Raw genomic sequence first — 24,933 nt, 5'->3', positions numbered from 1 at the left:
GCAATATAGCTATAGAATAAAGAATGAAATACGAAATAAAACAGCACGATAAGTTCAGATTTATTGAGGAAGGCGGGGGACAAACGCTTGTTTTGTTGCACGGGCTGTTTGGGGCTTTAAGTAATTTCAGTGACCTTATTGATTACTTTAAAAACTACATGAAGGTAGTGGTGCCTATGCTGCCGCTGCTGGATATGGATATATTGAACACCAGCGTAAGCGGCCTGGCAAAGTATGTAAACAAGTTTATTGAAACCCGGGGTTATGAGGACGTGCATTTACTGGGCAACTCCCTGGGCGGCCATGTAGGGCTGGTTTATCTGTTGCGCAATGAGCCCTGGCAGGTAAAATCCATTATTCTTACAGGAAGTTCAGGCCTTTTTGAGAACGGGATGGGCGACAGCTATCCAAAACGGGGTGACCGTGAATATATAAGGAAGAAAACAGCCTATACTTTCTTTGATCCGGCAATGGCCACAGAGGAACTGGTGGATGAAGTATTTGAAATAACCAACAACCGGTTGAAGGTGATCAAGATCATTGCACTGGCCAAAAGCGCCATCCGCAATAACCTGGAAGAAGAATTAGGCAAAATTACAATCCCCGCTTTACTGATCTGGGGAAAGAATGACAATATTACACCACCCTTTGTTGCAGAAGAGTTTAAAAAACTGCTACCCAATAGTGAGCTCCATTTTATTGACAAGTGCGGGCATGCTCCTATGATGGAGGTTCCGGAAGAATTCAATAAAATTTTACTAAATTTCCTTCAGAGGCAGGGCGCTATTGTAACAAAGGTCTCATAAATAGCGTCTAATTAATAAACGGAATGCTATGTTAGTTAGAGATTTATCTTTTGAAGCATTGCCGCAATTAAAATTGTCGGATAGGGTTTATCAGGTTTTAAACCTGATGCAGGAGCATCATGTAGAAGATCTGCCTGTAATCAATGGAGGAAAATTTGCTGGAATGGTCAATGAAAATACGTTGCTGGAGGTTAATGATGAGCTGGCTCTTGCAGAGCTGCCCAACCCGCCGGGTATGTTTTCAGTAAAGAATGATGATCATTTCTTAAGGGCTTTTGCTATTGCGAATATGCACCATTTATCAGTGGTACCCGTTGTAGATAGGGAAAACAATTTTACGGGTGCTATAGAAGCCACGGCACTGGCAGGATACGCGTCCGATTTTTTACAATTGCAGGAGCCGGGGGCATTGATTGTGCTGGAAACAGAATCAAGACAATACTCCTTTTCTGAGATCACAAAAATTGTGGAAGCCAATGATGCACAAATTACCCAGCTAAATACAAAGCCCATTCACGAAAGGGATATTATTGAAGTAACCGTTCGTATAAATAAATTGGAAGTATCAGATATAGTAGCTAGCTTTCAGCGGTATGATTATGTTGTGAAGTATTACTTTGGTGAGGAGCTGTATACAAATGAGCTGAAAGAGAATTATGAAAACCTGATGAATTATTTAAGCATATAGGCGTTACACAAGTTATCCGAATGTGAAAATCTTTACCCTGAAAAATAGTTTCCTGCTTTTTATCCTTTTGGCATCAGGGTGTTTCTCCGGTATTTATGCGCAGATAGATACAACTATTGCCGGTTTAAAAAATGCAAACGAGGCATCGCCCTTCGGCGCTAATAATTATAAGCTGGATAGTTTACCGCATAACCTGGACAGCCCCTTTGTGATCCGTAATATTGTTTTTGAAGGGAATAAAAAAACAAAGGAGAACATTATGCTCAGAGAATTGCCTTTTAAGGAAGGTGATGCTATCCTTATAAAGGAAATTCCCACGCTTTTTAATATCGGCAAAACACAATTGATGAACCTGAGCTTATTTCATACTGTAAGCCTGTCCGTTCTGCAATTTGATCCTCCTTTTATAGACATAAAGATCGCTGTTAAGGAGCGCTGGTACATCTGGCCCTTTCCTTATTTTAAGCCGGTTGACAGGAACCTGAACCAATGGCTGTTTCAAAAAGGAGCAAGTGTTTCCAGGATTGATTATGGTGTTAAAATGCTTTATGACAATGTAACGGGTAACAATGATAAAATAAGGTTTTACTTTATAACCGGTTATACCAAACAATTATCATTAGGCTATCAGCGACCTTATATAGATAAGGGATTGAAATGGGGAATGAACTTTCAGATCAATCTTGGCAAGAATCATGAAGTAATGTACAACACAATTAATGATCAGCAGCAGTTTGTAAAAACCAATGACTATCTGAAAAACTTTTTCAATGCCAACCTTGAATTTACCTACAGGAAGAAATTTTATACCACGCATTACTTCGGTATTGGTTACCAGTCGGTACGGTTTGGAGATACAGTTTTTGTACTGAACCCGCGCTACCTGAACGATCCGCAGCATTTTCTGAAATACGGGCTTATCTATTACAGGGTAAGGTACCAGAACCTGGATTACAACGCCTACCCTACACGGGGCTATGCCGGTGAAATTTATGCGTCCAAACAAGGATTTAATAATGATATGAATGTTTGGCAGCTCACCGCAAAAGGAGTGGGATACTGGCAACTGGGAAAACTGTCCTTTTACAGTTTGGGCGCTTCCGGAACCATTAAAGCGCCTTTCAAACAACCTTATTATAATAAACAGCTTTTAGGATATGGCGACATGTTCCTGCATGGGTATGAATATTTTGTTATGGATGGTGTTGCCGGTGGTATTGTAAATGCAACCCTGGCTACAAAGCTGACCAATTTCAGCTTTAGTGTTCCCAGAACAAAGTGGTTCTCCCCCATCCCGATTCCCTTAAAAATCTATGGTAAAATATTTGCCAATGCAGGATACGCTTATGACCCGGACCCCGGGCCTACCAATCGCCTCTCCAACCGTTTCCTGATCGGCTATGGTGTTGGGTTCGATATTTTGACAGCATACGATTTTACCTTGAAGGTGGAGTTTTCCTATAACCATTTAGGACAAAACGGCATATATTTACAAAAGAAGGATATATTTTAAAAATGACAATTGCCGTTTATAGCCGGGGTATTGACCAGCTGAAGTTGGAAGATGTAAAAACATTTTTTAACGAGGTACAGTATTATGATCTTCAGATCATCGTTTTTAAGCCCTTCTTTGATGAAATAAAAGAGCATATTCCGCTTGCAGAAGATACCGGTGTTTTCCTGGAAACTGCTGACCTTTCAAAGGAGGTGGAATGCATCATCAGCCTTGGCGGCGATGGTACCTTGCTGGATACTGTTGCGCTGATTTCCGATAAGCCCATTGCTATTATGGGCATCAATTTCGGCCGTCTTGGTTTTTTGGCCAGCATTGGCAGCGATAATTTAAAGCTGGCCATACGGTCACTGGCCTTCCGGACCTACGTTACCGAACAGAGAACACTGGTGCACCTGGATGCTGATATTCCGATGTTTGGCGATAAGCCTTTTGGTTTGAATGAATTTGCCATTCATAAAAGGGACACTGCTTCCATGATCAAAGTACATACCTTCATTAACGGGGAATTTTTAAATGTATACTGGGCTGATGGACTGGTAGTATCAACGCCTACGGGCTCTACCGGTTATTCACTTAGCTGTGGCGGCCCTATCGTTTTCCCGGATTCTGGAAATTTTGTGATCACCCCTGTTGCACCCCACCACCTTAATACAAGATCCCTCGTGGTTAATGACAACAGCATCATTTCCTTTGAAATAGAAAGCCGGGCCGATGATATTATCTGTGCCCTGGATTCCAGGAAAGAAATCGTTACCAAAAATGTATCGCTGGCGGTGCGGAAAGAACGCTTTACCATCTCCCTGATCCGCCTTGGGGAAAACAATTTTTTGCATACGCTCCAAACCAAGCTGATATGGGGGCTTGACAGGAGAAATACACCTGCCTGAATCTGGCCCGGGAATACCGGATCCCTGATACCCGATTCCTGATCCAACATCGGGTATCCGGCATCAAAAACAGATACCCCAGCACTCAATTCTTAATCACAGCGCTCAGGAATATCTTTTTGGCATCGGCATCTTTATACTGCTCTATTAATTGCAGAAGCTGGCGTTTTAAACCGGTAACTATTTTTGTATACTGCTTATCCGGATAGACGTTTTTTAACTCCTGCGGGTCTTTCTGCAAATCAAAAAGCTCCCAGGCTTCCACCCGTTCATAATAGCGGATCAGTTTATAACGGCCGGTTTTGATTCCAAACTGCGGAGAAACATGGTGCACGGTATTTTCATAATAGTGATAATACATCGCCTTCCGTGAGGTATAAGCCTGCCCCTTTAGCAGGGGCAAAAAAGACATTCCCTGCATTGCTGCCGGTACTGTTGCCTTACCGGCCTGTAACAGGGTAGGTGCCAGGTCAAGGTTCATGATATAGTCGTTGATTTTTGTACCCGGTTTAATAATGCCGGGGTAACGCATTACCATCGGTGTCCTGAAGGATTCTTCATACATCCATCTTTTGTCAAACCAGCCGTGCTCTCCCATATAAAATCCCTGGTCCGACATATAAATGACAATGGTATTTTTTGAAAGATCATGGTCGTCAAGATATTTCAGCAAGGCGCTGATGTTCCGGTCTAAAGATCTTGCAGTAGCTAAATAGTCTTTTATATACCGTTGGTATTTCCATTCGGTAAGTGCGTTCCCGTTCAGTTTTCGGGCCTCAAAGTCTTTTTTGATATTGTCATAATAAGCATCCCATTGAGCTCTTTGTTCCGGGGTCATCCGCTGAATAGCGCCCATTTTGCTTTCTTCTTCCCTGGAAGGGAATATTTTCAGGTCGTAATCCATTTGCAGGGTTTTAGCAATCGTCATATCCTGTTGCTGTGCAGCCTTCCGGGTTGCATAGGTATCATAAAAGGTAGCCGGAAGGGGAAAAGTCTGGTTATCGAAAGCTCCAAGGTCCTGCAGGTCCGGCATCCAGGTTCTGTGCGTGGCCTTATGCCCTACCACCAGACAAAAGGGTTTTGATGGGTTTCTTTGGTCAAGCCAGTTTTCTGACAGAGTTGTTATGATGTTAGTTACATAACCCTCATGGCGGGTGCGGGTGCCGCCTGTTGCAATAAAATCCGGATTGTAATATTCTCCCTGACCCGGAAGAATATTATAATAATCGAAGCCCTGCGGGGTATTTTCTCCCAGGTGCATTTTACCGATCCAGGCGGTCTGGTATCCTGCGGCCTGAAGGCGCTTTACAAAAATGTCCTGGTTGAAATCAAAAGTGGAATGATCGTTGTCTTTAAAACCATTCATATGGCTGTACCTGCCCGACAGGAATGTGGCCCTGCTGGGCCCGCAAAGAGAGTTGGTAACATAGGCATTGGTAAATAAAGCGCCTTCTTTTGCAAGGCGGTCAATGCCAGGGGTCTGGGTTAGCGGACTGCCATAGGCCCCAATGGTCTGATAGGCATGATCATCAGAGATAATGACCAAAATATTAGGCTGTTCACTGGTTTGCGCAACACAGGCCGTATGCGCCATAAAAATAGAAAGAACAAAAAAAACGAACTGTTTCATTTAATAAAGATAAAAAAAGCACCGGGGTTCTCCCGGCGCTTTTGAGCATTTTTTGTTGTTTATTTTGAGCCTGAATCAGAGGTTGCTTCCTCCTTTTCTGCATCTTTTTTCTTTTTCTTCTTAAAAGGATTCGGCGGTGGTGGAGGCTTACGGGGGCCGCTGCGTTCTTCCTGAACATTGCTTTTGCCGTCGCTGCCGGATTCAGCACCGGTTGAAGAGTTTGTGGCCTCTTCCATATCCTTTTTCTTTTTTCTTTTGAACGGGTTAGGCGGTGGCGGCGGTTTCCGCGGGCCTTCTCCCTTAACATGCCGCTCGTGTTCTTCCTTCCAGAATTCTTTCTGGTCATTTCCTACTTTTTTCCAGTAGGCTTTTTCCCGGGCATGACGATCTTCCGGTTTATCAGTTTCCCCGGCATCCGTTTTTTTTGCTTCGGTTTTTTGGTCATCATCCGCCTTTTTTTTGCTTTGTGCAAAAACAGGAGCTGTGTATAAAGCAACCGAAAATGCCAGTAACAGGAATAGCTTTTTCATAAATACGTTTTTGTTTAAAATAAAAATGTCTGAACAGGAATCTCAAATTTAAGTATGAAATTTCTATTCAGACATACCTACATTCTGGTATTTATTAAGGATGTGGTGGTAATGGCGGGTGTGGTGGCAATGGCGGATGCGGCGGTCTTCTTGGTGGCCTTGGCGGGTGCACCGGCCTCCTGTGCCTGTAATGGGCCACATGATGGTGCCGTTTCTTTTTTTTGTAATGATGATGTGAAGGTCTGGGTGGATGCGGCGGCCTCGGGGGGCGGGGCTGCGCATAGCCGGAAGTAATAGCGCCAAAAATGACGATCATTACCAGAAGAAATGCTCTTTTCATATTAACGGATTTTTTTTACTCTGATCAATACCAGTCAAAATCAATGCCATTTAATTATTCAAATAAAGCTGCCTGAACTGGTAAAATGTTAAAACTTTTTCTATGATATATACAAATGCCATTTTCTTTAATGGCATCTCTGTGTTCCTGGGTGCCATATCCTTTATTGGATGCCCAGTTATATTGAGGGAATTCTGAGTGGATCCGTTGCATGTATTCATCCCTGTAGGTCTTTGCAAGGATGCTTGCAGCAGCAATATTTGAAAATTTTCCATCTCCTTTAACAATACAGGCGTGCGGTATTGTTTTGTAATTCAGGAAATAATTGCCGTCTACGGCAATGAACTCAGGTGTCAGCTTCAGGCTGGCCAGGGCAATATGCATTGCTTTTTGAGAGGCTTTCAGGATATTGATCGTATCAATTTCTTCTACGCTTACCTGGGCCACAGAAAAGGCCAGGGCGTGCGCTTCGATATATGTTCTTAATTCAAGGCGTACAGAGGGTTTCAGCAGTTTGCTGTCATTTAATAAGGGGTGATGGAAATGCCGGGGTAAAATTACAGCGGCAGCAAAGACCGGGCCTGCGTAACAACCGCGGCCGGCTTCATCGCATCCCGCTTCCAGCAGTTTCTGCTGGAAGGAAACCAGTAAGTCGGGCATATTAATCTGTTGCTTTTTCACAAATAATCTGAAAGCAAATTAAAACAACTTTTTTCAATTTCAATATTCAGCTTTTTTTCTGTAGCCACCGGTTCTCCGTCAATATGCATGGGTGCTTCATTGCGGTTACTGATACGTATAGAGGAGGTTTGAAAATAAATGATGCCTCGTTTTTTTCTAACAGCCTCAACAGCCTGCACTTTATTCATTCCCCCTATTTGTATCAGCGTATTATAAAGCATGGCCATTTTTGATTGCTCGGTTACAATGACCACGTCCAGCAAGCCGTCATTCAGGCTGGCTTTGGGAGCAATGGTAAAATGATTTCCAAACTGGTTGCTGTTGGCAATACTGATAAAATAAGCTCCGGTTTCAAACTGCGTCTCTGCCAGTTTTATTTTGAACAGGTAGGGCTTTGCTCCAAAGAAATTTTTAAACACCTGGTTTACATAGGTCATTAATCCCCGCTGAGGGGCGTTGGCAAAATCATGCGCCACTTTTGCGTCAAAACCCAAACCGCAGAGCATACAGGCAAATTTCCCGTTTACCCGGAAGCCGTCAACAGGCATCCAACGGTTCTTAAAAATGACCTTCAGCGCTTTTACAGGCGTTTTGGGAATGCCGGCGCCAAATGCAAGGCCATTGCCCGAGCCCGAGGGAATGATCCCAAAACGCACCGGAAGATGTTTCAGGCTGTCGATCACCTGGTTTACGGTGCCATCGCCACCAATGATGACCACATCTGTATACCTTTCTTCCGTGATCGTATCAAATAAAAAGGAATAGTCGCCACTGGCAACAGAGGGAAAAAACTGAAATGCAATGCCCGCTTTCAATGTTTCTTTTGCCACCACATTGGAAAGCATGTCTTTTGACCCTGTACCGGATATCGGGTTAAGAATGTAGCAGATTTTCCTTTTCATCAGCAAGTTGGTTCTTTTACCACTTTAATAAAGCACTGCCCCAGGTAAAGCCGCTGCCAAAGGCGGCCAGGCAAATCAGGTCTTCTTCTTTCACCTTTCCCTTTTCCCAGGCTTCGCACAAAGCTAAGGGAACAGAAGCAGCCGTGGTATTTCCGTATTTTTGAATATTGTTAAAAACCTGATCATCCCTTAACTTTAAGGTTTGCTGCACCAGTTGCGCTATGCGCAGGTTTGCCTGGTGTGGAATCAGGAGCTGCAGGTCCTCCGGCTGGTATTGGTTGGCCGTAAGCGCTTCCATAATCACTTCCGGCAGTTTAATGATCGCTTTTTTAAATACGGCCTGGCCATCCATATACGGATAAAAATCTTCTCTGGCCAAAAGATCCGGTGTAATAAAAACACCTCCGTATTTTTGTTCAGGAACAGGCGGTTTCCAGTCAGGATTATGCACACCGCAATGAAATCCCGGGTTGGGCATGCTCAGGGCTTCCGCATCTGCTCCGTCGCTATGCAGGTGGGTGCTTAATATTCCCCTTGCGGGGTCTTTGGATGGTTGTAGTATTACGGCTCCGGCGCCATCGCCAAAGATCACAGATACGTTCCTGCCTTTTGTAGAAAAGTCCATTGCATAAGAATGAACCTCTGCACCAATCAGCAGAATGTTTTTATACATGCCGGTTTTAATGAACTGGTCTGCAATGCTGAGGCCATAGAGGAATCCGCTGCACTGGTTTCTTACATCCAGGGCTCCAATATCTTTTAAGCCAAGGATCCGCTGCACCAATACACCACAGCCGGGAAAGAAATAATCCGGGCTCAAAGTGGCAAAAATGATAAAATCGATTTCTTCTTTGCTGATCCCGGCTCTTTCAATAGCCTGTTTAGCCGCTTCAGCGCCAATGGTAGCTGTTGTTTGTTCAAACCGCGTTACATAGCGTCTTTCTTCGATGCCGGTACGTTCCCAGATCCAGGCATCGCTGGTGTCCATAAATCGGGTCAGCGTATCATTAGTTATTACATTATCAGGAACATAGCCGCCTATTCCGGCTATAATTGTATTGTTCATAAAACAAGATGCTTGCAGACAGCAATTTAATTATTTACAGTGAATGCGGGTTATTTATAACAATTACAGTTGAAAATAGTTAACTAAGGTTGTTATTTTTTGATTATTTCAGTGGGTAAAATCCTCAAAAATTTAGGCTGCCGCGTGGAATTGTCTTACCTTTGCGCTCTTTTTAGAGAGCTAGGAGTTAACAGGCTGATATGTTTGACAGGGATTGATGAGGATACAACCTGCCAGTCAACAGACTTCCGGTCCGGTGTATTACCCCTGTTAGCATATTAACTTGTAAACATTTCAACAAAGAATTATGAATTTAAGAAATATAGCCATCATAGCGCACGTAGACCATGGTAAGACCACATTGGTCGACAAGATCTTACATGCAACCCAGGTCTTTCGTGAAAACCAGTCAACCGGGGAGCTGATAATGGACAATAATGATCTGGAAAGAGAACGGGGCATTACCATTTTTAGTAAAAATGCAGCAGTTACTTACAGGGATACAAAAATTAATGTGATCGACACGCCTGGTCACGCCGATTTTGGCGGTGAGGTAGAGCGTGTTTTAAAAATGGCGGATGGAGTGATCCTGCTGGTGGATGCGTTTGAAGGGCCGATGCCGCAAACCCGTTTTGTATTGCAGAAAGCACTGGCTTTGGGGTTAAAACCTATTGTGGTAATCAACAAAGTAGATAAACCCAACTGCCGTCCTGAGGAAGTGCATGATGCGGTATTTGATCTTTTCTTTAACCTGGATGCTACGGAAGAGCAGTTGGATTTTCCTACCTTCTATGGTTCAGGCAAGAATGGCTGGTTCAATGATTCTTTAACACCGATTGATAATATTCAACCCCTGCTGGATGGCATTTTAAAATATGTACCAGCTCCCAAAGCGGAGGAAGGGCCGCTGCAGATGCAGATTACATCGCTGGATTATTCTTCCTTCCTTGGCCGTATTGCCGTAGGTAAAGTAGGCCGTGGCAGCATTAAAGAGGGCCAGCAGGTGGCACTGATGCAGTCCGATGGCGTTAAGAAAACCCGTGTAAAGGAATTATATGTGTTTGAAGGAATGGGAAAGAAAAGGGTAGCAGAAGTGCAGGCAGGCGACCTGTGCGCAGTGGTTGGAATTGAAGACTTTAACATCGGAGATACAATTGCCGATGCGGAAAACCCCGAAGCACTGCCAAGGATCAGCGTGGATGAGCCTACTATGAACATGCTGTTTGGCATTAATAATTCTCCTTTTTTTGGTAAGGACGGAAAGTTTGTGACCAGCCGCCACCTGCGCGACCGCCTGGAAAAAGAAACCGAAAAAAACCTTGCGCTGCGCGTGGAAGAAAGCGAAGGAGGAGAAGCCTTTCTGGTATATGGCCGCGGCATTCTGCATCTGGGCGTATTGATCGAAACCATGCGCCGGGAAGGATACGAGCTGACGGTTGGTCAGCCGCAGGTCATTACCAAAGAGATCGATGGAAAAAAACATGAGCCCTTTGAAACATTAGTAGTTGATGTACCGGAAGAGTTTGCCAGTAAAGTAATAGACCTGGTTACGCGCCGTAAAGGAGAAATGCTGGTAATGGAAACCAAGGGCGAAATGCAGCACCTGGAATTTGAAATTCCTTCCCGCGGGCTGATCGGCTTGCGCACGCAGATGCTGACCGCAACAACGGGTGAGGCAGTTATGGCGCACCGCTTTTCATCCTACCAACCCTGGAAAGGAGCTATTCCCGGCAGGAATAACGGTGTGCTCATCTCTAAAAACCAGGGCCGGACAACCGGTTATTCTATCGACAAATTACAGGATCGCGGAACGTTTTTCGTAGACCCGGGTGAGGAAGTATATGCCGGCCAGATCCTTGCCGAAAATATTAAACCTGGTGATCTTGTGGTAAATGCTACAGAAGAAAAGAAGCTGACCAACCACCGTGCCAGCGGCAGTGATGATGCTACCCGCATTGCGCCCAAAACGCTGATGGCACTGGAAGAATGTATGGAATACATTCAGCAGGATGAGTGTATTGAGGTAACGCCTAATTTCATCCGCATGCGTAAAGTAATTTTGGACGAAATTGAGCGGAATAAGGTTGCCAAGAAAATGGCTGCAGAAGTTTAATCATTTATAAATGAATTTGTTACATAATATCCCGGTTTAAGCCGGGATTTTTTATGTTATCTATATGTAAGTCCCGTCAGTATAATGACTAAATTTATATAAATTCCGTCAGTATAATGACTAAATTTATATAAATTCCGTCAGTTTTATTATTTTTGAACTATGATAAACCGGGCGTTATACCAGCAAATAATCGCTGATTGTTCGCGGCAGAAAGTGACCCTGCTAGTAGGTGCGAGGCGTGTAGGCAAAACGGAACTATTGCTTCGGGTAAAAAATCACCTTGCTGATGCATGCCTTTGGCTGAACGGGGAGGATGAAGATACGGAACGCATCCTGGAGGAAAGAACGGTGGCTAATTATAAACGCCTGCTGCAAAATAAAAAACTATTGATCATTGATGAGGCCCAGTATATTAAGGATATTGGCAGAAAAGTAAAATTGATGATCGATGAAATAAAGCCTTTACATATTATTATTACGGGTTCCAGCAGTTTTGATCTGCAGCAAACAGCCGGAGAGCCGCTAGTAGGGCGCACCATTACCCGCCAGTTGTATCCTATAGCCCAAATGGAGCTGGCGCCTATGGAAAACAGCTTAACAACCCGGCAAAATCTTCCGGAACGATTGGTTTTTGGCAGTTACCCGGAAATATTCGGCATTACATCGCTTACAGAAAAAGAAGAATATCTTAAAGAACTGATTAATACCTATCTGCTGAAAGATCTTTTGGTATTTGAAGACATAAGGAACCCGCAAAAACTAAAAGACCTGTTGGTGTTGCTGGCCTACCAGATTGGCAGAGAGGTGTCTTTTGAAGAGCTGGGGCGTGGTTTAGGGATCAGCAAAAATACGGTTGAGCGCTATCTGGATTTATTAAGTAAGGTATTTGTTCTGTATAAGCGTAGTGGCTACAGTAAAAACCTGCGCAAAGAAGTAGTAAAAAGCAGCAGGTGGTATTTTACGGATAACGGGGTACGCAATACGCTTATTAATAATTTTAGTTTACTGCCCTTGCGGCAGGATGTGGGAATGCTTTGGGAGAATTATTTGTTATCCGAGCGGATGAAATATAATGCCTATACCCGGCATTCTGTAAACAGCTATTTCTGGCGCACTTATGATCAGCAGGAGATTGATCTGATTGAGGAACAGGCAGGAATTCTTTCAGCATATGAAATTAAATGGAATGCTGCCCAGGTTAGGATACCGGTTGCTTTTGCAAAAGCTTACCCCGCCGCTGTGTTTGAGGTTATGAACCAAAACAATTACCCCTCCTTTATTGTTGGATAGCTGTAACAACAATAAAGTATCTTTGCATTATGAAACGGAAAATATGCATGGCAGCACTTTTTGTTCTGGGGTTTTTGGGGGAGGTACAAAGTTTTGCGCAGTGCTCCATTTGTACTAAAACAGCCCAGCAACTGGGTGATGGCCCGGCACGGGGTTTTAATACGGGCATCCTTTATCTGGCCTTTCTGCCTTTGGGCCTGATCGCATTTTTAGGTATACGCTGGTGGCGTAATGAGAATAAAAATTCCTGAATTGTTTTTCTGCGTTGTATGAGCGAATAAAATTTAATCGTTTTTAAGTTATAAAGCGGTTTGGCATAATTTCTGCTTTTTTATCAATGCAGTAGTTCTTTTAATGAAAAACAAATCGGTACAAAACGGGTTCTTTTAAATTTTTTTAACAGTTAGAAAATAATATTGGCAAGGAACTTGCGTTTATAATAGAAAGAACAAGCAAATAAAGAGTTTTAAAAAAGATAGTCAATTTTCTCATAAGCAGTTAGTTTTGGTTGCGACCCCTGTTTCTACAGGGGTCTATTTTTTTTGTATACATAAAAACTTAAGAATAAACCTGCTAAACAACCTGCTCCGTCTGCAATCATATCTGTAACATCAAAAGACCGGTAAGGCACCCAATATTTCTGAACAAATTCCATTGCTATACCATAAGCCAGTGCCAGTACGCCTACAATAATAAATTTTGAGGCAATCCCTGTCAGGCCTGTATGTTTTTTGATCAGCCAAAAATTCCACAGGAATACAAGAATTGCAAACATGCCTGTATGCACCCATTTATCAAAGAAGATCTTGTCCAGAAAACGTTCTTTTGGAAAAGCTGATCCCGGCAGCGTTAAAAGAACAAGGGTAATAATAAAATAGATCAACGCGAACAGTAAGATAAATCCTTTTTTCAAAATCTGATTTTTTTAAAACAAAAAAGCCAGTCACCAGCAGGGTGAATGGCCATGTCCTGTAAGAAGACTAAAGTTAAATATTATTTAATCCACTAAAGTTTCATAGGCTGCTGCGGTCATTAACTGCTCAATGTCCGCAGGATCAGCCACTTTCATTTTAATCATCCAGCCTTCACCATAAGGATCTGTATTCACTAATTCAGGAGCGTTTGCCAGCGCTTCATTCAGCTCTGTTATTTCGCCATCCACCGGAAGGAACAGATCTGATACTGTTTTCACAGCTTCCACGGTACCAAAAACATCACCGGCCTTTAAGGTTTTTCCTATTGTTTCTACCTCCACATAAACAATATCGCCTAATTCCCTCTGGGCAAAATCGGTAATGCCAATTGTTGCCACATCACCCTCCAGGCGCAGCCATTCATGATCTTTGGTATAACGTAATGTTTCAGGATAACTCATAACAATATTTTAGATTACAAATATGAGTAAAGGAATTTAGAATTCCAGTTTTATGACAATAATTTTTGCGGAGTTGTTAATTTCTGCAAAAAGCTTTTTAACTGCTGTAACATTATTTATGATTTTCCGACTTACTGCATTTTATCGGATAGTATCTGTTTTTTTTGCTGAACCCGGCACAGCTTAAATGACGTTTTATCCCAATTAAGGGGTGTTTTGCCCCATTTACCGGAAATAGCTGGTTAAGAGCAAATGGGAAGAATAGCTTTGTTGCCGTAACAGTAATAGAATATGAGAAAGATAATTTTAACAGGGGCTTGTCTGTGGGCTTTTTTTACCCAGGCACAAACTATTTCGGGAACGGTAACGGATGCAGCACATAAACCATTGGAAAAAGCTTCTGTAGCCCTATTAAAAGCAAAAGATTCATCTGTAGTAACCATTAAGGCTACCGGAAAGGATGGCTCTTTTGAGTTTGTTAAACCTGCAAATAATAACTACCTGTTGCTGGCTACCAGTGTCGGTTATGATAATGAATATGCAGGCCCTGTCAGTTTTTCAGGGCAGGATATACTTGTTGATTCAATAGTGGTGGAAAAAACCAGCACCCAACTGGCAGGCGTGGTGGTAACTGCAAAACGTCCGCCCTTTGAGGTAAAGGCGGGTAAAACAGTAATGAATGTAGATGCTTCACCTACTAATTCCGGGCTCAGCGCTCTTGAGTTGCTTGAAAAAGCACCAGGCGTTGCTGTAGATAATGATGGTAACATTAGTTTAAAAGGTAAAGGAGGTGTTGTCATTCTTGTTGATGGAAAGCCCACCTATATGTCGGGGCAGCAACTGACCAACTTTTTAAGGAGTATGCAAAGCAGCCAGCTGGACCAGATCGAGATCATGACGGCGCCGCCCGCAAAATATGATGCCGCCGGAAACTCGGGTATCATCAATATAAAAACCAAGAAGGGAACTGTGAAGGGGATGAACGGAACGGCAAATATTGGGTATGATCAGGGCTTTTACCCCCGCTACAACGGAGGATTAAATATCAATTACCGTAATAACAAAGTGAACCTTTTCGGCGGCTATGAAGGTGGCCGCTGGGATGGGGTTGGAGTGCTTTCCCTGCAGCGGAAATTTATTGACGGCAGTACCGGTAACCTTACCGGCACATCAGATCAGGAAACCAACCGGCGCAATTATGGTAATTATAATAATATAAAACTGGGCATGGATTACAACTTTTCCCAGAAAGATGTTGCGGGAATCGTTGTAAACGGCGGTTTCGGACAGTGGAATGAACTGCAGGACGGCTTGTCTAATATAAGATATCCTTCGGGAGACGTTAATTATAAATTAGGATCAGTAGGTAAAAACAACGGTGATTTCAGCAATCTTACCACTAATATTAACTATAAGCACAGTTTTGACTCTGCCGGGAGAGAGCTGACGGTAGATCTTGACCAGGCCTATTATAATAATAAAGGGCATATAGACCTTGTTACCCGAGCCTATACTCCCGATGATGTTCAAAGAGGAAATACGGTGTCCCTACTGGGCAGTCAGCCTTCTGAAATAAATATTTACAGCGCCAAAATGGATTATGTGCATCCGTTCAATAAGACCACGAAGCTGGAAACAGGTTTGAAAACCAGCTTTGTAAACACCAACAACCGGGTAGAGTACCAGCGTGATACCACCACCGGCTGGTATGTTGATGAATCAAGAAGCAATCATTTTATTTATAAAGAAAATATCAACGCGGCGTATGCCACGCTTTCCAAATCCGTAAAGAAATGGGAGTTTACAGGCGGTTTGCGTGTGGAAAACACCAACTCAGATGGAAACCTGATCACAAAAGATTCCGTTTTTAAAAGGAGCTATACCAACCTGTTCCCTACGGTAACAGTTGGCTTTAATGCAAATGATAACAACCAGTTTAACCTGAGCTACAATAAGCGGATCACACGGCCCGATTATGATAATCTGAATCCTTTTGTATACTACCTGGACTCCCTGACCTATGGTAAAGGGAACCCGTATCTGAAGCCGCAGTTTACCAATAATATTGAGCTGAGCCATACCTTCAAACGGTTCCTGACCACAACATTGAATTATACGGTAACCAATGATATTATTACACAGCTTTTAAAGCAAGAGGGGGAGCGAACATTTGAAACCCGTGAAAATTTCAGTAAAATGAAACAGGTGGGCATTGCTGTTACTGCAAACTTCCCTGTAACCAAATGGTGGAACCTGAATCTTTACACCAATGTATATCACAATAAATTTGACGGATTATATACAGACGGGCAACAAAATTATCCCGTTTCTCTGCAAATGACCTCCTTTACCGGTAATGGTACCTCCACAATGACCTTTGCAAAGCTCTGGGCTTTTGAAATCAGCGGCTGGTACCGTACAAGATCATTGGATGACTTAACTGTAGGCAACAGTATGGGCGCCATGAATACCGCGTTATCCCGCAAATTATTTAAAGAAAAAGCAACGCTGAAAATCGGGGTACGGGATGTGCTGAAGACCCAGGTATTCAGCGGGTATGCCCGGTATGCCAATGTAGATACCGAAATAAAAAACACCCGCGATAATCGCCGGTTTAATATTTCCTTTACCTATAAGTTTGGCAAAAACAATATTGCTCCGGTACGTAACCGGAGAAGTGGTGCCGGCGATGAGCAAAACCGTGTAAAAAGCGGTGGCAATTAACCGTTTTGATGCAAAACACCATCCAGATCCTGTGCTTATCCGTAAAAAGCAACCGTTTAGCCGGTATTAGTTGCTGTTTGGCGGAATACCGTATGTAACAATAACCATCGATTATAGATTTGCGGCATAGATTGAATTACAAACCAGCAAAACATTTATGAAACTATTAATAACAACAGCCTTGTTCATGGCCCTGCAAAATGCCGCTCAGGCACAGGTGATTTCCGGAACCGTGAAAGAAGGCACCAGACCCCTCGAAAAGGCATCCGTATCCCTGCTAAAAGCAAAAGACTCTTCTGTTGTAAAATTAAATGCTACAGATGCAAATGGCATTTATAAATTTGATCATATTACACCAGGTTCTTATTTGATAATGGCAACGAATGTGGGATATGCATCTTCCTATTCAGCGGTATTTGATTATGCCGGTGGTGATCTGAAAGTAAACGACCTGCTGATGGAGAAAGCCAGCACTCAACTGGCCGGCGTTGTGGTAACAGCTAAAAAACCATTGGTGGAAGTAAAGCCCGGTAAAATGGTGGTAAACGTTGAGGGAACCATTAACGCTACCGGTAATGATGGAATGGAGCTGCTGCGGAAATCCCCGGGGTACTGATCGACAAGGATGATAATATCAGTATGGCAGGTAAGAACGGAGTACGCATCTATATCGACGGCAAGCCCTCACCTTTAACAGGGTCTGATCTTGCCAGTTATCTGCGTTCCCTGCAGTCTTCAGATATTGAGGCCATAGAACTGATTACCAATCCGTCTGCCAAATATGAAGCGGCGGGTAATGCCGGGATCATCAATATCCGCCTAAAGAAAAACAAAGCCTTTGGCACCAATGGTAATATTACCTTAGGCGCTAATGCTGCTACTTATGGAATGTATAATGGTGGCTTTAACCTGAATCATCGTACAAAAAAGGTGAACATTTTTGGCAACTATAATTACAGCCAGGGATTGCGCTATAATAAACAATCTATTTTCCGGGAAGTGGCAGACAGCACCTTTAGCCAGTTTGGAGAGACAAAAATGCATAACAGGAACCACAATTTTAAAGCGGGCGCAGATTATTTTATTGACTCCAGGAATACGGTAGGGATTATGGTTAATGGAACTGTTTCTGATAATAATTTCAAAAGCCCAAGCAATATGCTTATTGCATATGCCCCTACCAATACACCAGACAGGAACCTGAATACAAATACGAATACCTTAAGGGATCAAAACAATATAAACGGGAATATCAATTATCGCTATGCAGATACATCAGGAAGGGAATTGAATATCGACCTTGATTATGGTTATTTCGACATCTCCGGAAACCAGTTTGTACCCAATATTTATACCCGGATAGCTGACGGCTCAACTGTTGGCCGTAATATTTACCGGATCGTTACAGGTACTAATATTGATATCTATTCTTTAAAATTAGATTATGAACAACCTTTCTTAAAAGGTAAGCTGGGGTATGGCGGCAAGCTGAATTTTGTAAGTACCGGTAATAATTTTATCAATTATGATGCAAACGGGTCGCAGGAAGTGCTGGACACAGCCAAGAATAACTATTTTAAGTATAAGGAGAACGTAAATGCGGTATACGCCAATTATAACCGTGCTTATAAGACTTTTTCCTATCAGATAGGGTTAAGGGTAGAGAATACGCATTCCAATGGTACCTCAACAGGGCTGCAATGGAATGACCAGACCCAGTCTTACAGTACCCCTTTTGTAGGCACAGTAAAAAAGGATTATACCGACTTTTTCCCGAGCGCGTCAATTACGTATAATAAAAACCCGATGAACCAATGGAGCATCAGTTATAGCCGCCGTATCGACCGCCCGGATTACAGTGATCTGAACCCCTTTGAGTTCCGTTTGAACGACTATTTGTATGGCAAAGGAAATACAAACCTGAACCCGCAATACACGAACTCGGTCACTTTAACCAATACCTACAAATATAAACTGAACACCTCCTTAAGCTACAGCCATGTAAAGGGAATGTTTGTACAACTGGTAGATACAATTGACAAAACCAAGTCTTACCAGACAACGGAAAACCTGGCCAACCAGGATGTTTTCAGCCTGAATGTTTCCTATCCGTACACTTATAAAACCTATACTTTTTTCTCTAATCTTACAGCCAACTATTCATTATATGATGCCGATTTTGGTGAAGGAAAAGAGATCAACGCAAAGAATTTCAACCTGCAATACTACATGCAGCATTCTTTAAAGTTTGCCAAAAAATGGACCGCAGAGGTTACCGGGTTGTATTTGTCGCCATTTATATGGGCCGGAACCTTCAAGGGAAAATCGATGGGTTTTGTGAGCGCAGGCCTGCAAAGAACAATACTTAAGGGTAACGGTACCATAAAGGCCAGTGTGGATGATATTTTTAAGACCATGCGTTTTAAAGGAGATATGAATTATGCCGGGGTGTATACCAATGTTGTTGCAAAATGGGACAGTCGCCAGTTTAAACTGAACTTCACCTATAATTTTGGTAACCGGCAGGTAAAATCTGCCCGCCAGCGTAAAACGGGCCTGGAAGAAGAAACCAAACGGGCAAGCGGCGGGGGGAAATCCCCGGGACAATAAATAAACGTTCTTGGTTTTGTTAGTGAACAGGTAAAAGGTTGCCGGAATTTTTCCGGCGACTTTTTTTATGAAAAATAGGCAATAGACTGTAAACCTGGTCCACAGACCTGCTTTTTAAGGGGCTCTTCGGAACAACGAAGTACCATAAAGACAGCAGCAATTATGGCCATCAAAAACTTTTAAACGGGCCTATATTTGCAGAATGGAAAAGCTATTCTCATTAAATGAAATTGTGCAAACCGCCAGCTGGCTGCTGGAAAATCTGGATGATAAAAAAATAATTGCTTTTTATGGAGATATGGGTGCAGGGAAGACCACCTTTATTTACACGCTGTGCCAGATACTGGAAGTAGAAGATGTAGTAAGCAGTCCTACCTTTTCCATCATTAACGAATACCGGTTTACCAACAACGGCAAACCCGCTTCTGTTTACCATATGGATCTTTACCGCCTGCAGGATGAAGAAGAGGCTGTAAGGGCCGGCGTGGAAGACTGTTTGTACAGCGGGCATTATTGTTTTGTAGAATGGCCGGAAAAAGCGCCGGAGTTATTTCCGGAAGAAACTTTGTATGTGACCATTTCTGTAGTGGATGCGCAAATCCGGAAGATTGAAATACTAAAGAAATAAGGTAATTTTGGCAGCAGCCCGGCCATAGGATTGAAATGATCAGGAGAAACGGGCGACGTTTTTTTGAAAACATTTTATGAGTAAAGTAAAAGCCATAGTGAGCACTTCCTTCAGTTATGAAACCCAGGAGGAAACATTGGATATTCGTGTAAAAGGTGGCGGCATGACCATTGGCATTCCCAAGGAAATTGCTTTTCAGGAGAACAGGGTTTCATTAACACCGGATGCGGTTGCTGTGCTGGTCAATAACGGGCATTCCGTTGTAGTAGAGCACAATGCCGGGGATGCAGCGCATTATCGTGATGCAGAATACAGCGAGGCTGGCGCAAAAATTGTTTACACCCGGGAAGATGTTTTTAAGGCGCCCATTTTGGTAAAAAGCGCACCGGTCATAGAAGAAGACCTTCCTTTGCTGCAATATAACCAGATCATTATTTCGCCCTTACATTTATCCGTTTTAAAAAGGGATATTCTAAAGGCAATGATGCTGAAAAAAATTACGGCCTTGTCTTTTGAGCACCTGAAAGACGACAGCGATTCTTACCCTATTGTACGTAGTATGAGCGAGATTGCCGGTAGCGCGGTGATGCTGATTGCAGCGCAATACCTGGGCTCGGCCAATCATGGCAAAGGAGTGCTGCTGGGAGGTATTACGGGTATTGCCCCTACTAAAGTAATCATTATCGGCGCCGGCATTGTTGGGGAATATGCTGCCCGCGCAGCCTTAGCGCTGGGCGCTTCCGTAAAGTTGTTTGATAACAACCTGTCAAGGTTAAAAAGGCTGGAAAATACCATAGGCCACCGGTTATGGACTTCCGTACTGGAGCCTAAATTACTGGCCAAGCAGCTAAAGACCTGTGAGGTAGCGGTGGGCGCGCTGGCCAATGAATCCGGCAGAACGCCATTGGTGGTTACAGAAGAAATGGTAAGCGGCATGCGGCAGGGCTCTGTGATTATAGATGCTACCATTGACAGGGGCGGTTGCTTTGAAACCTCTGAAGTTACCTCGCATGAAAGCCCCATTTTCCTGAAATACGGGGTCATTCACTATTGTGTGCCCAATATCCCTTCCGGCTTTGCCCGCACAGCTTCCCAGGCTATCAGTAACGTATTGACGCCTCTTTTGGTTGAGGCGGGTGATGAGGGAGGAATTGAAAAGCTGGTCTGGCACCAGCTGCACCTGCGTAACGGTATCTACTTATTTAAAGGGCATCTTACCAATTTTTACCTGAGTCAGCGCTTTGACTTGAAATATACGGATCTGAACCTGCTGATCGCCAGCCAGCGATAGCCAAAGGAAAGACCTATGAGGTTTTATAAAACCTCATAGGTCTTTGTTAACTTTGCGCTATGCTTGATAAAAAGAATGTTATAGAGGGAACGGAGACAGCCGTTATTGTTGGCGTGGTAACCAAAGAGCAAACAGAGCAGCAGGTAAATGAATACCTGGATGAATTAGCCTTCCTGGCGGAAACAGCCGGAGCTACAACCCGTAAGCGCTTTATCCAGAAACTACCGCACCCGGATACCCGCACCTTTGTGGGTAAAGGAAAGCTGGAAGAAATTAACCAGTATATTATCACACACGGCATCAACCTGGTCATTTTTGATGATGAGCTTTCCGGCGCACAGATCAATAATATAGAGAAGGTACTGAATACAAAGACCATTGACCGCTCTGACCTGATCCTGGATATTTTTGCCCGCAGGGCCAAAACAGCTGAAGCAAAAGCACAGGTAGAGCTGGCTCAATATCAATATATTTTGCCCCGTTTGCGCGGGATGTGGAAACACCTGGAACGCCTGGGGGGTGGTATTGGTACAAGAGGCCCCGGTGAAACAGAAATAGAAACCGACCGCCGTATCGTTCGTGAAAAGATCTCCCTGTTGCGGAACCGTTTAAAGGAAATAGACAAACAGTCGGCAACTCAGCGAAAGAACCGCGGAGAATTTATACGTGTGGCATTGGTAGGGTATACCAATGTGGGTAAAAGCACCTTGATGAATTTGTTAAGCAAACGGGAGGTGTTTGCCGAAAATAAATTATTTGCCACGCTGGATACCACTACCAGCAAAGTAGTTTTTGAAAATACGCCGTTTTTATTAAGTGATACGGTCGGGTTTATCCGCAAACTACCGCATCACCTGATAGAAAGCTTTAAGAGTACACTGGATGAGGTACGGGAAGCAGATATACTGATCCATGTAATTGATATTTCACACCCACAGTATGAAGACCAGATGGCGGTAGTGAATAAGACGCTGCAGGAATTAAAGGCTTTTGATAAACCCGTTATTACGGTATTCAACAAAATGGACCTTTATGAGCAGCATACGTTTGATGAGTGGTTGGGTGCTGATACCAAAAAAGAGATCCTGCAGGATCTTTACGATCGCTGGAACCACGAAACCGGGGGTAATGCCGTATTTGTTGCTGCCACCGAACGCCGCAATGTAGAAGGTTTGAGGGCCACTATCCTGAATAAAGTAAAGGAATTATACCAGGTACGCTATCCCTATAAAACAATGTTTTACTAATATATAAACCAACACAAGATGCAAACAGCGATCCTTCGTTACACCATAGCGCTGGTGCTTCTTACGCACAGCGTTTTTGGAATATTTGATGGCGGTATGTTCGTTTGGTGTTGACTATCTTGACCCTGCCGGTTTTACACCATTTGGTTTATATCTTGCCTGGGCAATAAAGGGATCGCATATAGCCTGCGCCCTGCTTTTTATACTCAATAAGTATGTAAAACCCGCAGCCATCATAACCATCTTTATCCTGGTAGCCGGTATCATTATGGTTCACTTTAAGGAAGGGTGGTTTGTAGTAGGCGGTGGCAGAAACGGTATGGAGTATAATATTGTGCTGATAGCCGTGTTGCTAACGATCATATACCCGGGTGGATTTTCAGTAAAACAGAACCGTTAATATATGCAGACCTATGAGGTCTGTTCTGCGCCAGATAAAGACCTCATTGGGCTTTCGGCAGTTGATAAAATGTATTAACTTAGATGAAAAATAAAACTATGGACACCTTTGAACAAATGAGCGATGATGAAAAGCTCAGGGCGGAAAATGATTTTCTTAAAATGAAGCTGATGCTGGAACATGGCGCTCATTTCGGCGATATCAGTGACAACCCCGATGATCTTTCTCCTGAAATGGAAAACCAGCTTTTGAATAATGTAATGGCTCTTGAAGAGCAATTTGCCAAAGAGCATAAGACCATTAAAGTGTTTGATAAAATTGACCGTCCGCAGCATTTTAAACCCGTTGCAGCAATACCCGGTAAAGATATAAAGCATGCCTGGGAAGAATTGAGCAATTATTTGAATAAATATGGTATTGACCTTGCTGTATGCAGCCCGAACATTTCAACAAGGGAATTATATCGTTTTACAATTGAAGAATTATTTGAGTACGAAATGGATGATATAAACCTGCCAGGGTGGACAACCAATTTTATTTATGATGAATTTTATCCTGATCCTGTATATGATAATTCAAGATTGGTGCAACAGGATTTATTGGGTGACCTATTCAGTACAAACGATCTTTTTTGTGAGATGCAATACACAGAAGAAGGCTTTTACTTCAATGGAACCTGGTACAATACTTTTAAAAATTACAGCGAAAAAATAAACCGCTTCAAATCGTTATTTGATGAAATTGAGCTGGAAGAATGTACTGTTAACAGTTGTACTGTAAATGAAAATGATTGTTGTGTGACCGGCAACTATAAAGCTGTTGCACAGTCAGCAAACAGCAAAACGACTTTCTCCGGCAATTTTACAGTGGGGTTAATAAAAGACGATGCCGGCTATTGGAATATGAAAGACATAGAAATAGAAGGATTTAATTTGGCTTCATGAACAAAAAGATAGAATGGCACCTGTTGGCCCTACATCCTAATGAGCTGAATTTTAATGAAGAAGACCTTGCAGAAATTAAGATAGCAGGAAAACATTTATGTATTGCCCGGTTCAATGACCAGCTTTTTGCTTGTGCTGCCAAATGCCCGCATGCGGCTGCATCGTTGGCAGGTGGTTACGTAAATGTACAGGGAGATATTGTTTGCCCCCTGCATCGCTATAAATTTAATTTGCAAACGGGCCGCAATACTACAGGGGAGGGCTATTTTTTGAAAACTTATCCTGTTGAGGAGCGGGAAGACGGATGGTATGTGGGTATTGAAAAAAGCTCCTGGCTGGGGTTTTGAATTAATCTGAAACTGTTTTACCTTTAGGAGGTAAACTTTTTTAACTAAAAAACTGCCAGATGAAACCAATTATTATACTTGCGCTTGCAGGAGCGCTCTTTGCCTGTAATAACCCTGCAAATAACGGAACAACGGCAAAGGATAGTACTGATCAAAGCGATTCTAATGCTGCTACAACAAAAGAAGAAAAATGGGTACCTGTGGATAGCGCTACGGCCATGAAGGCCTGGATGGATTTTGCCACACCCGGCCCGGTACATAAATGGCTGGCGGCATCAGACGGGGATTGGGATGGAGAAATTACCCAATGGATGGCCCCGGATGCGCCACCTATGACCATTAAAGGCTCATCCAGCAACAAAACCATTATGGGTGGCCGCTACCAGATTGGTAATTTTAAAGGAAGCTTTATGGGCCAGCCATTTGAAGGCATGAGCACCATGGGGTACGATAACACAAAGAAGATGGTTGTTAGCAACTGGATCGATAACATGGGCACTGGTATTATGCAAATGGAAGGCCCTGTTGATACTGTTGCAAAGACCATTACGCTTACAGGCTCCATGATCGACCCGGCTACCGGCCGCAAGTGTGACATGAAGGAAGTATACACTTTTGCCGATAAGGATCACCAGACCATGGAAATGTTTGGTCCTGATCCTAAAACAGGCAAATCCTATAAAACTATGGAAATAAAGTTTACCAGGAAGAAATAGCCACTGTAACCAGAAGAAGATTCATTTGTTTAAATGCGGAGTAACTCTGAAATGATGTTTCCCTGAAAACAGGAAACGTAGGCATGTGTTCAATTTCAGAAAGATTCAATAATCGCAGAATGTGCTTTTTTTCAATAACATGCCTCATTTTGAGGCAGTGCTGGTTTTTTATCAATTGTGTCTTTGTCGGATTCGTTAA

The 24,933-nt window shown here is 43.1% G+C and carries 25 protein-coding genes; 18 read left to right on the top strand and 7 right to left on the bottom strand.

Annotated features, from left to right (window positions below; all coding sequences use genetic code 11):
• Window positions 1-23: 23 nt before the first annotated feature.
• The 4 genes from A8C56_RS19260 to A8C56_RS19245 are packed head-to-tail and all read left to right on the top strand — an operon-like array spanning window position 24 to window position 3,897.
• Window positions 24-806, top strand: coding sequence for an alpha/beta fold hydrolase (locus tag A8C56_RS19260; RefSeq protein WP_067759695.1), 783 nt, complete (start codon window positions 24-26; stop codon window positions 804-806).
• 28 nt (window positions 807-834) lie between these two features.
• The gene (locus A8C56_RS19255) at window positions 835-1,494 is read left to right on the top strand and encodes a CBS domain-containing protein (RefSeq protein ID WP_067759693.1); all 660 of its coding nucleotides are present in this window, start codon (window positions 835-837) and stop codon (window positions 1,492-1,494) included.
• 22 nt (window positions 1,495-1,516) lie between these two features.
• Entirely contained in the window at window positions 1,517-3,007 is a 1,491-nt protein-coding gene (locus tag A8C56_RS19250; protein WP_084490287.1) for a POTRA domain-containing protein, read from the top strand.
• Window positions 3,008-3,009: 2 nt separating this feature from the next.
• Window positions 3,010-3,897, top strand: coding sequence for an NAD kinase (locus A8C56_RS19245; protein WP_067759690.1), 888 nt, complete (start codon window positions 3,010-3,012; stop codon window positions 3,895-3,897).
• Between the two features lie 85 nt (window positions 3,898-3,982).
• Here A8C56_RS19245 and A8C56_RS19240 read toward each other — a convergent pair whose 3' ends face one another.
• Together A8C56_RS19240 and A8C56_RS19235 are read right to left on the bottom strand one after the other, a co-directional pair.
• Window positions 3,983-5,527 carry a sulfatase family protein gene (locus A8C56_RS19240; protein WP_067759687.1) on the bottom strand — a complete coding sequence of 515 codons (1,545 nt, stop codon included), beginning with the start codon at window positions 5,525-5,527 and terminating at the stop codon, window positions 3,983-3,985.
• A gap of 59 nt (window positions 5,528-5,586) precedes the next feature.
• Complete coding sequence (locus A8C56_RS19235) at window positions 5,587-6,057, bottom strand: hypothetical protein (RefSeq protein WP_067759685.1); 471 nt, start codon at window positions 6,055-6,057, stop codon at window positions 5,587-5,589.
• A 54-nt stretch (window positions 6,058-6,111) separates the two neighbouring features.
• Here A8C56_RS19235 and A8C56_RS24545 point away from each other — a divergent pair, with 54 nt between their 5' ends.
• Window positions 6,112-6,351, top strand: a complete 240-nt coding sequence (locus A8C56_RS24545; protein ID WP_067759682.1) for a hypothetical protein — start codon at window positions 6,112-6,114, stop codon at window positions 6,349-6,351.
• A gap of 100 nt (window positions 6,352-6,451) precedes the next feature.
• Here the strand turns inward: A8C56_RS24545 and A8C56_RS19225 are convergent, their stop codons facing one another.
• Genes A8C56_RS19225 through A8C56_RS19215 form a run of 3 tightly spaced genes read right to left on the bottom strand, consistent with a single transcriptional unit; the run spans window position 6,452 to window position 9,046 of the window.
• Complete coding sequence (locus tag A8C56_RS19225) at window positions 6,452-7,057, bottom strand: ribonuclease HII (protein WP_067762283.1); 606 nt, start codon at window positions 7,055-7,057, stop codon at window positions 6,452-6,454.
• Between the two features lie 17 nt (window positions 7,058-7,074).
• Window positions 7,075-7,980, bottom strand: a complete 906-nt coding sequence (locus A8C56_RS19220; protein ID WP_067759680.1) for a diacylglycerol/lipid kinase family protein — start codon at window positions 7,978-7,980, stop codon at window positions 7,075-7,077.
• Window positions 7,981-7,996: 16 nt separating this feature from the next.
• Window positions 7,997-9,046, bottom strand: coding sequence for a 3-oxoacyl-ACP synthase III family protein (locus tag A8C56_RS19215; protein WP_067759677.1), 1,050 nt, complete (start codon window positions 9,044-9,046; stop codon window positions 7,997-7,999).
• Window positions 9,047-9,353: 307 nt separating this feature from the next.
• Here A8C56_RS19215 and typA point away from each other — a divergent pair, with 307 nt between their 5' ends.
• The 3 genes from typA to A8C56_RS19200 all read left to right on the top strand — a co-directional run bounded on the left by typA (window position 9,354) and on the right by A8C56_RS19200 (window position 12,703).
• Window positions 9,354-11,159, top strand: coding sequence for a translational GTPase TypA (typA, locus tag A8C56_RS19210; RefSeq protein ID WP_218917204.1), 1,806 nt, complete (start codon window positions 9,354-9,356; stop codon window positions 11,157-11,159).
• Between the two features lie 261 nt (window positions 11,160-11,420).
• Complete coding sequence (locus A8C56_RS19205; RefSeq protein ID WP_245645591.1) at window positions 11,421-12,452, top strand: ATP-binding protein; 1,032 nt, start codon at window positions 11,421-11,423, stop codon at window positions 12,450-12,452.
• A 29-nt stretch (window positions 12,453-12,481) separates the two neighbouring features.
• Window positions 12,482-12,703, top strand: a complete 222-nt coding sequence (locus A8C56_RS19200; protein ID WP_067759670.1) for a hypothetical protein — start codon at window positions 12,482-12,484, stop codon at window positions 12,701-12,703.
• Window positions 12,704-12,975: 272 nt separating this feature from the next.
• Here A8C56_RS19200 and A8C56_RS19195 read toward each other — a convergent pair whose 3' ends face one another.
• Complete coding sequence (locus tag A8C56_RS19195) at window positions 12,976-13,365, bottom strand: VanZ family protein (RefSeq protein WP_067759667.1); 390 nt, start codon at window positions 13,363-13,365, stop codon at window positions 12,976-12,978.
• An 84-nt stretch (window positions 13,366-13,449) separates the two neighbouring features.
• Window positions 13,450-13,827 carry a glycine cleavage system protein GcvH gene (gene gcvH / locus A8C56_RS19190; RefSeq protein ID WP_067759665.1) on the bottom strand — a complete coding sequence of 126 codons (378 nt, stop codon included), beginning with the start codon at window positions 13,825-13,827 and terminating at the stop codon, window positions 13,450-13,452.
• A 291-nt stretch (window positions 13,828-14,118) separates the two neighbouring features.
• Here gcvH and A8C56_RS19185 point away from each other — a divergent pair, with 291 nt between their 5' ends.
• The 10 genes from A8C56_RS19185 (at window position 14,119) to A8C56_RS19145 (ending at window position 24,734) form a co-directional block, all read left to right on the top strand.
• Window positions 14,119-16,551, top strand: a complete 2,433-nt coding sequence (locus tag A8C56_RS19185; protein ID WP_067759662.1) for an outer membrane beta-barrel family protein — start codon at window positions 14,119-14,121, stop codon at window positions 16,549-16,551.
• Window positions 16,552-16,708: 157 nt separating this feature from the next.
• Window positions 16,709-17,167: a carboxypeptidase-like regulatory domain-containing protein gene (locus A8C56_RS25145; protein WP_245645589.1), complete on the top strand. Its 459-nt coding sequence runs from the start codon at window positions 16,709-16,711 to the stop codon at window positions 17,165-17,167.
• 23 nt (window positions 17,168-17,190) lie between these two features.
• Window positions 17,191-19,161: an outer membrane beta-barrel family protein gene (locus A8C56_RS19180; protein WP_245645587.1), complete on the top strand. Its 1,971-nt coding sequence runs from the start codon at window positions 17,191-17,193 to the stop codon at window positions 19,159-19,161.
• Window positions 19,162-19,363: 202 nt separating this feature from the next.
• Complete coding sequence (tsaE, locus tag A8C56_RS19175; protein WP_067759660.1) at window positions 19,364-19,789, top strand: tRNA (adenosine(37)-N6)-threonylcarbamoyltransferase complex ATPase subunit type 1 TsaE; 426 nt, start codon at window positions 19,364-19,366, stop codon at window positions 19,787-19,789.
• A gap of 76 nt (window positions 19,790-19,865) precedes the next feature.
• Window positions 19,866-21,080 carry an alanine dehydrogenase gene (locus A8C56_RS19170; RefSeq protein WP_067759657.1) on the top strand — a complete coding sequence of 405 codons (1,215 nt, stop codon included), beginning with the start codon at window positions 19,866-19,868 and terminating at the stop codon, window positions 21,078-21,080.
• A gap of 59 nt (window positions 21,081-21,139) precedes the next feature.
• The gene (hflX, locus tag A8C56_RS19165) at window positions 21,140-22,327 is read left to right on the top strand and encodes a GTPase HflX (RefSeq protein WP_067759655.1); all 1,188 of its coding nucleotides are present in this window, start codon (window positions 21,140-21,142) and stop codon (window positions 22,325-22,327) included.
• Between the two features lie 88 nt (window positions 22,328-22,415).
• Window positions 22,416-22,727, top strand: coding sequence for a DoxX family protein (locus A8C56_RS19160; protein ID WP_218917203.1), 312 nt, complete (start codon window positions 22,416-22,418; stop codon window positions 22,725-22,727).
• Between the two features lie 83 nt (window positions 22,728-22,810).
• Window positions 22,811-23,671 (top strand): hypothetical protein, encoded by an 861-nt coding sequence (locus A8C56_RS19155; RefSeq protein WP_067759652.1) that lies wholly within the window; start codon window positions 22,811-22,813, stop codon window positions 23,669-23,671.
• Window positions 23,668-24,018, top strand: coding sequence for a Rieske (2Fe-2S) protein (locus tag A8C56_RS19150; RefSeq protein WP_067759649.1), 351 nt, complete (start codon window positions 23,668-23,670; stop codon window positions 24,016-24,018). Before A8C56_RS19155 ends, A8C56_RS19150 begins: the two co-directional genes overlap by 4 nt.
• 59 nt (window positions 24,019-24,077) lie before the next feature.
• Entirely contained in the window at window positions 24,078-24,734 is a 657-nt protein-coding gene (locus A8C56_RS19145) for a DUF1579 domain-containing protein (protein WP_067759646.1), read from the top strand.
• Window positions 24,735-24,933 lie beyond the last annotated feature (199 nt).

The sequence above is a fragment of the Niabella ginsenosidivorans genome (assembly GCF_001654455.1).
GTDB lineage: Bacteria > Bacteroidota > Bacteroidia > Chitinophagales > Chitinophagaceae > Niabella > Niabella ginsenosidivorans.
This window is presented reverse-complemented; position numbering and strand designations above follow the sequence as displayed.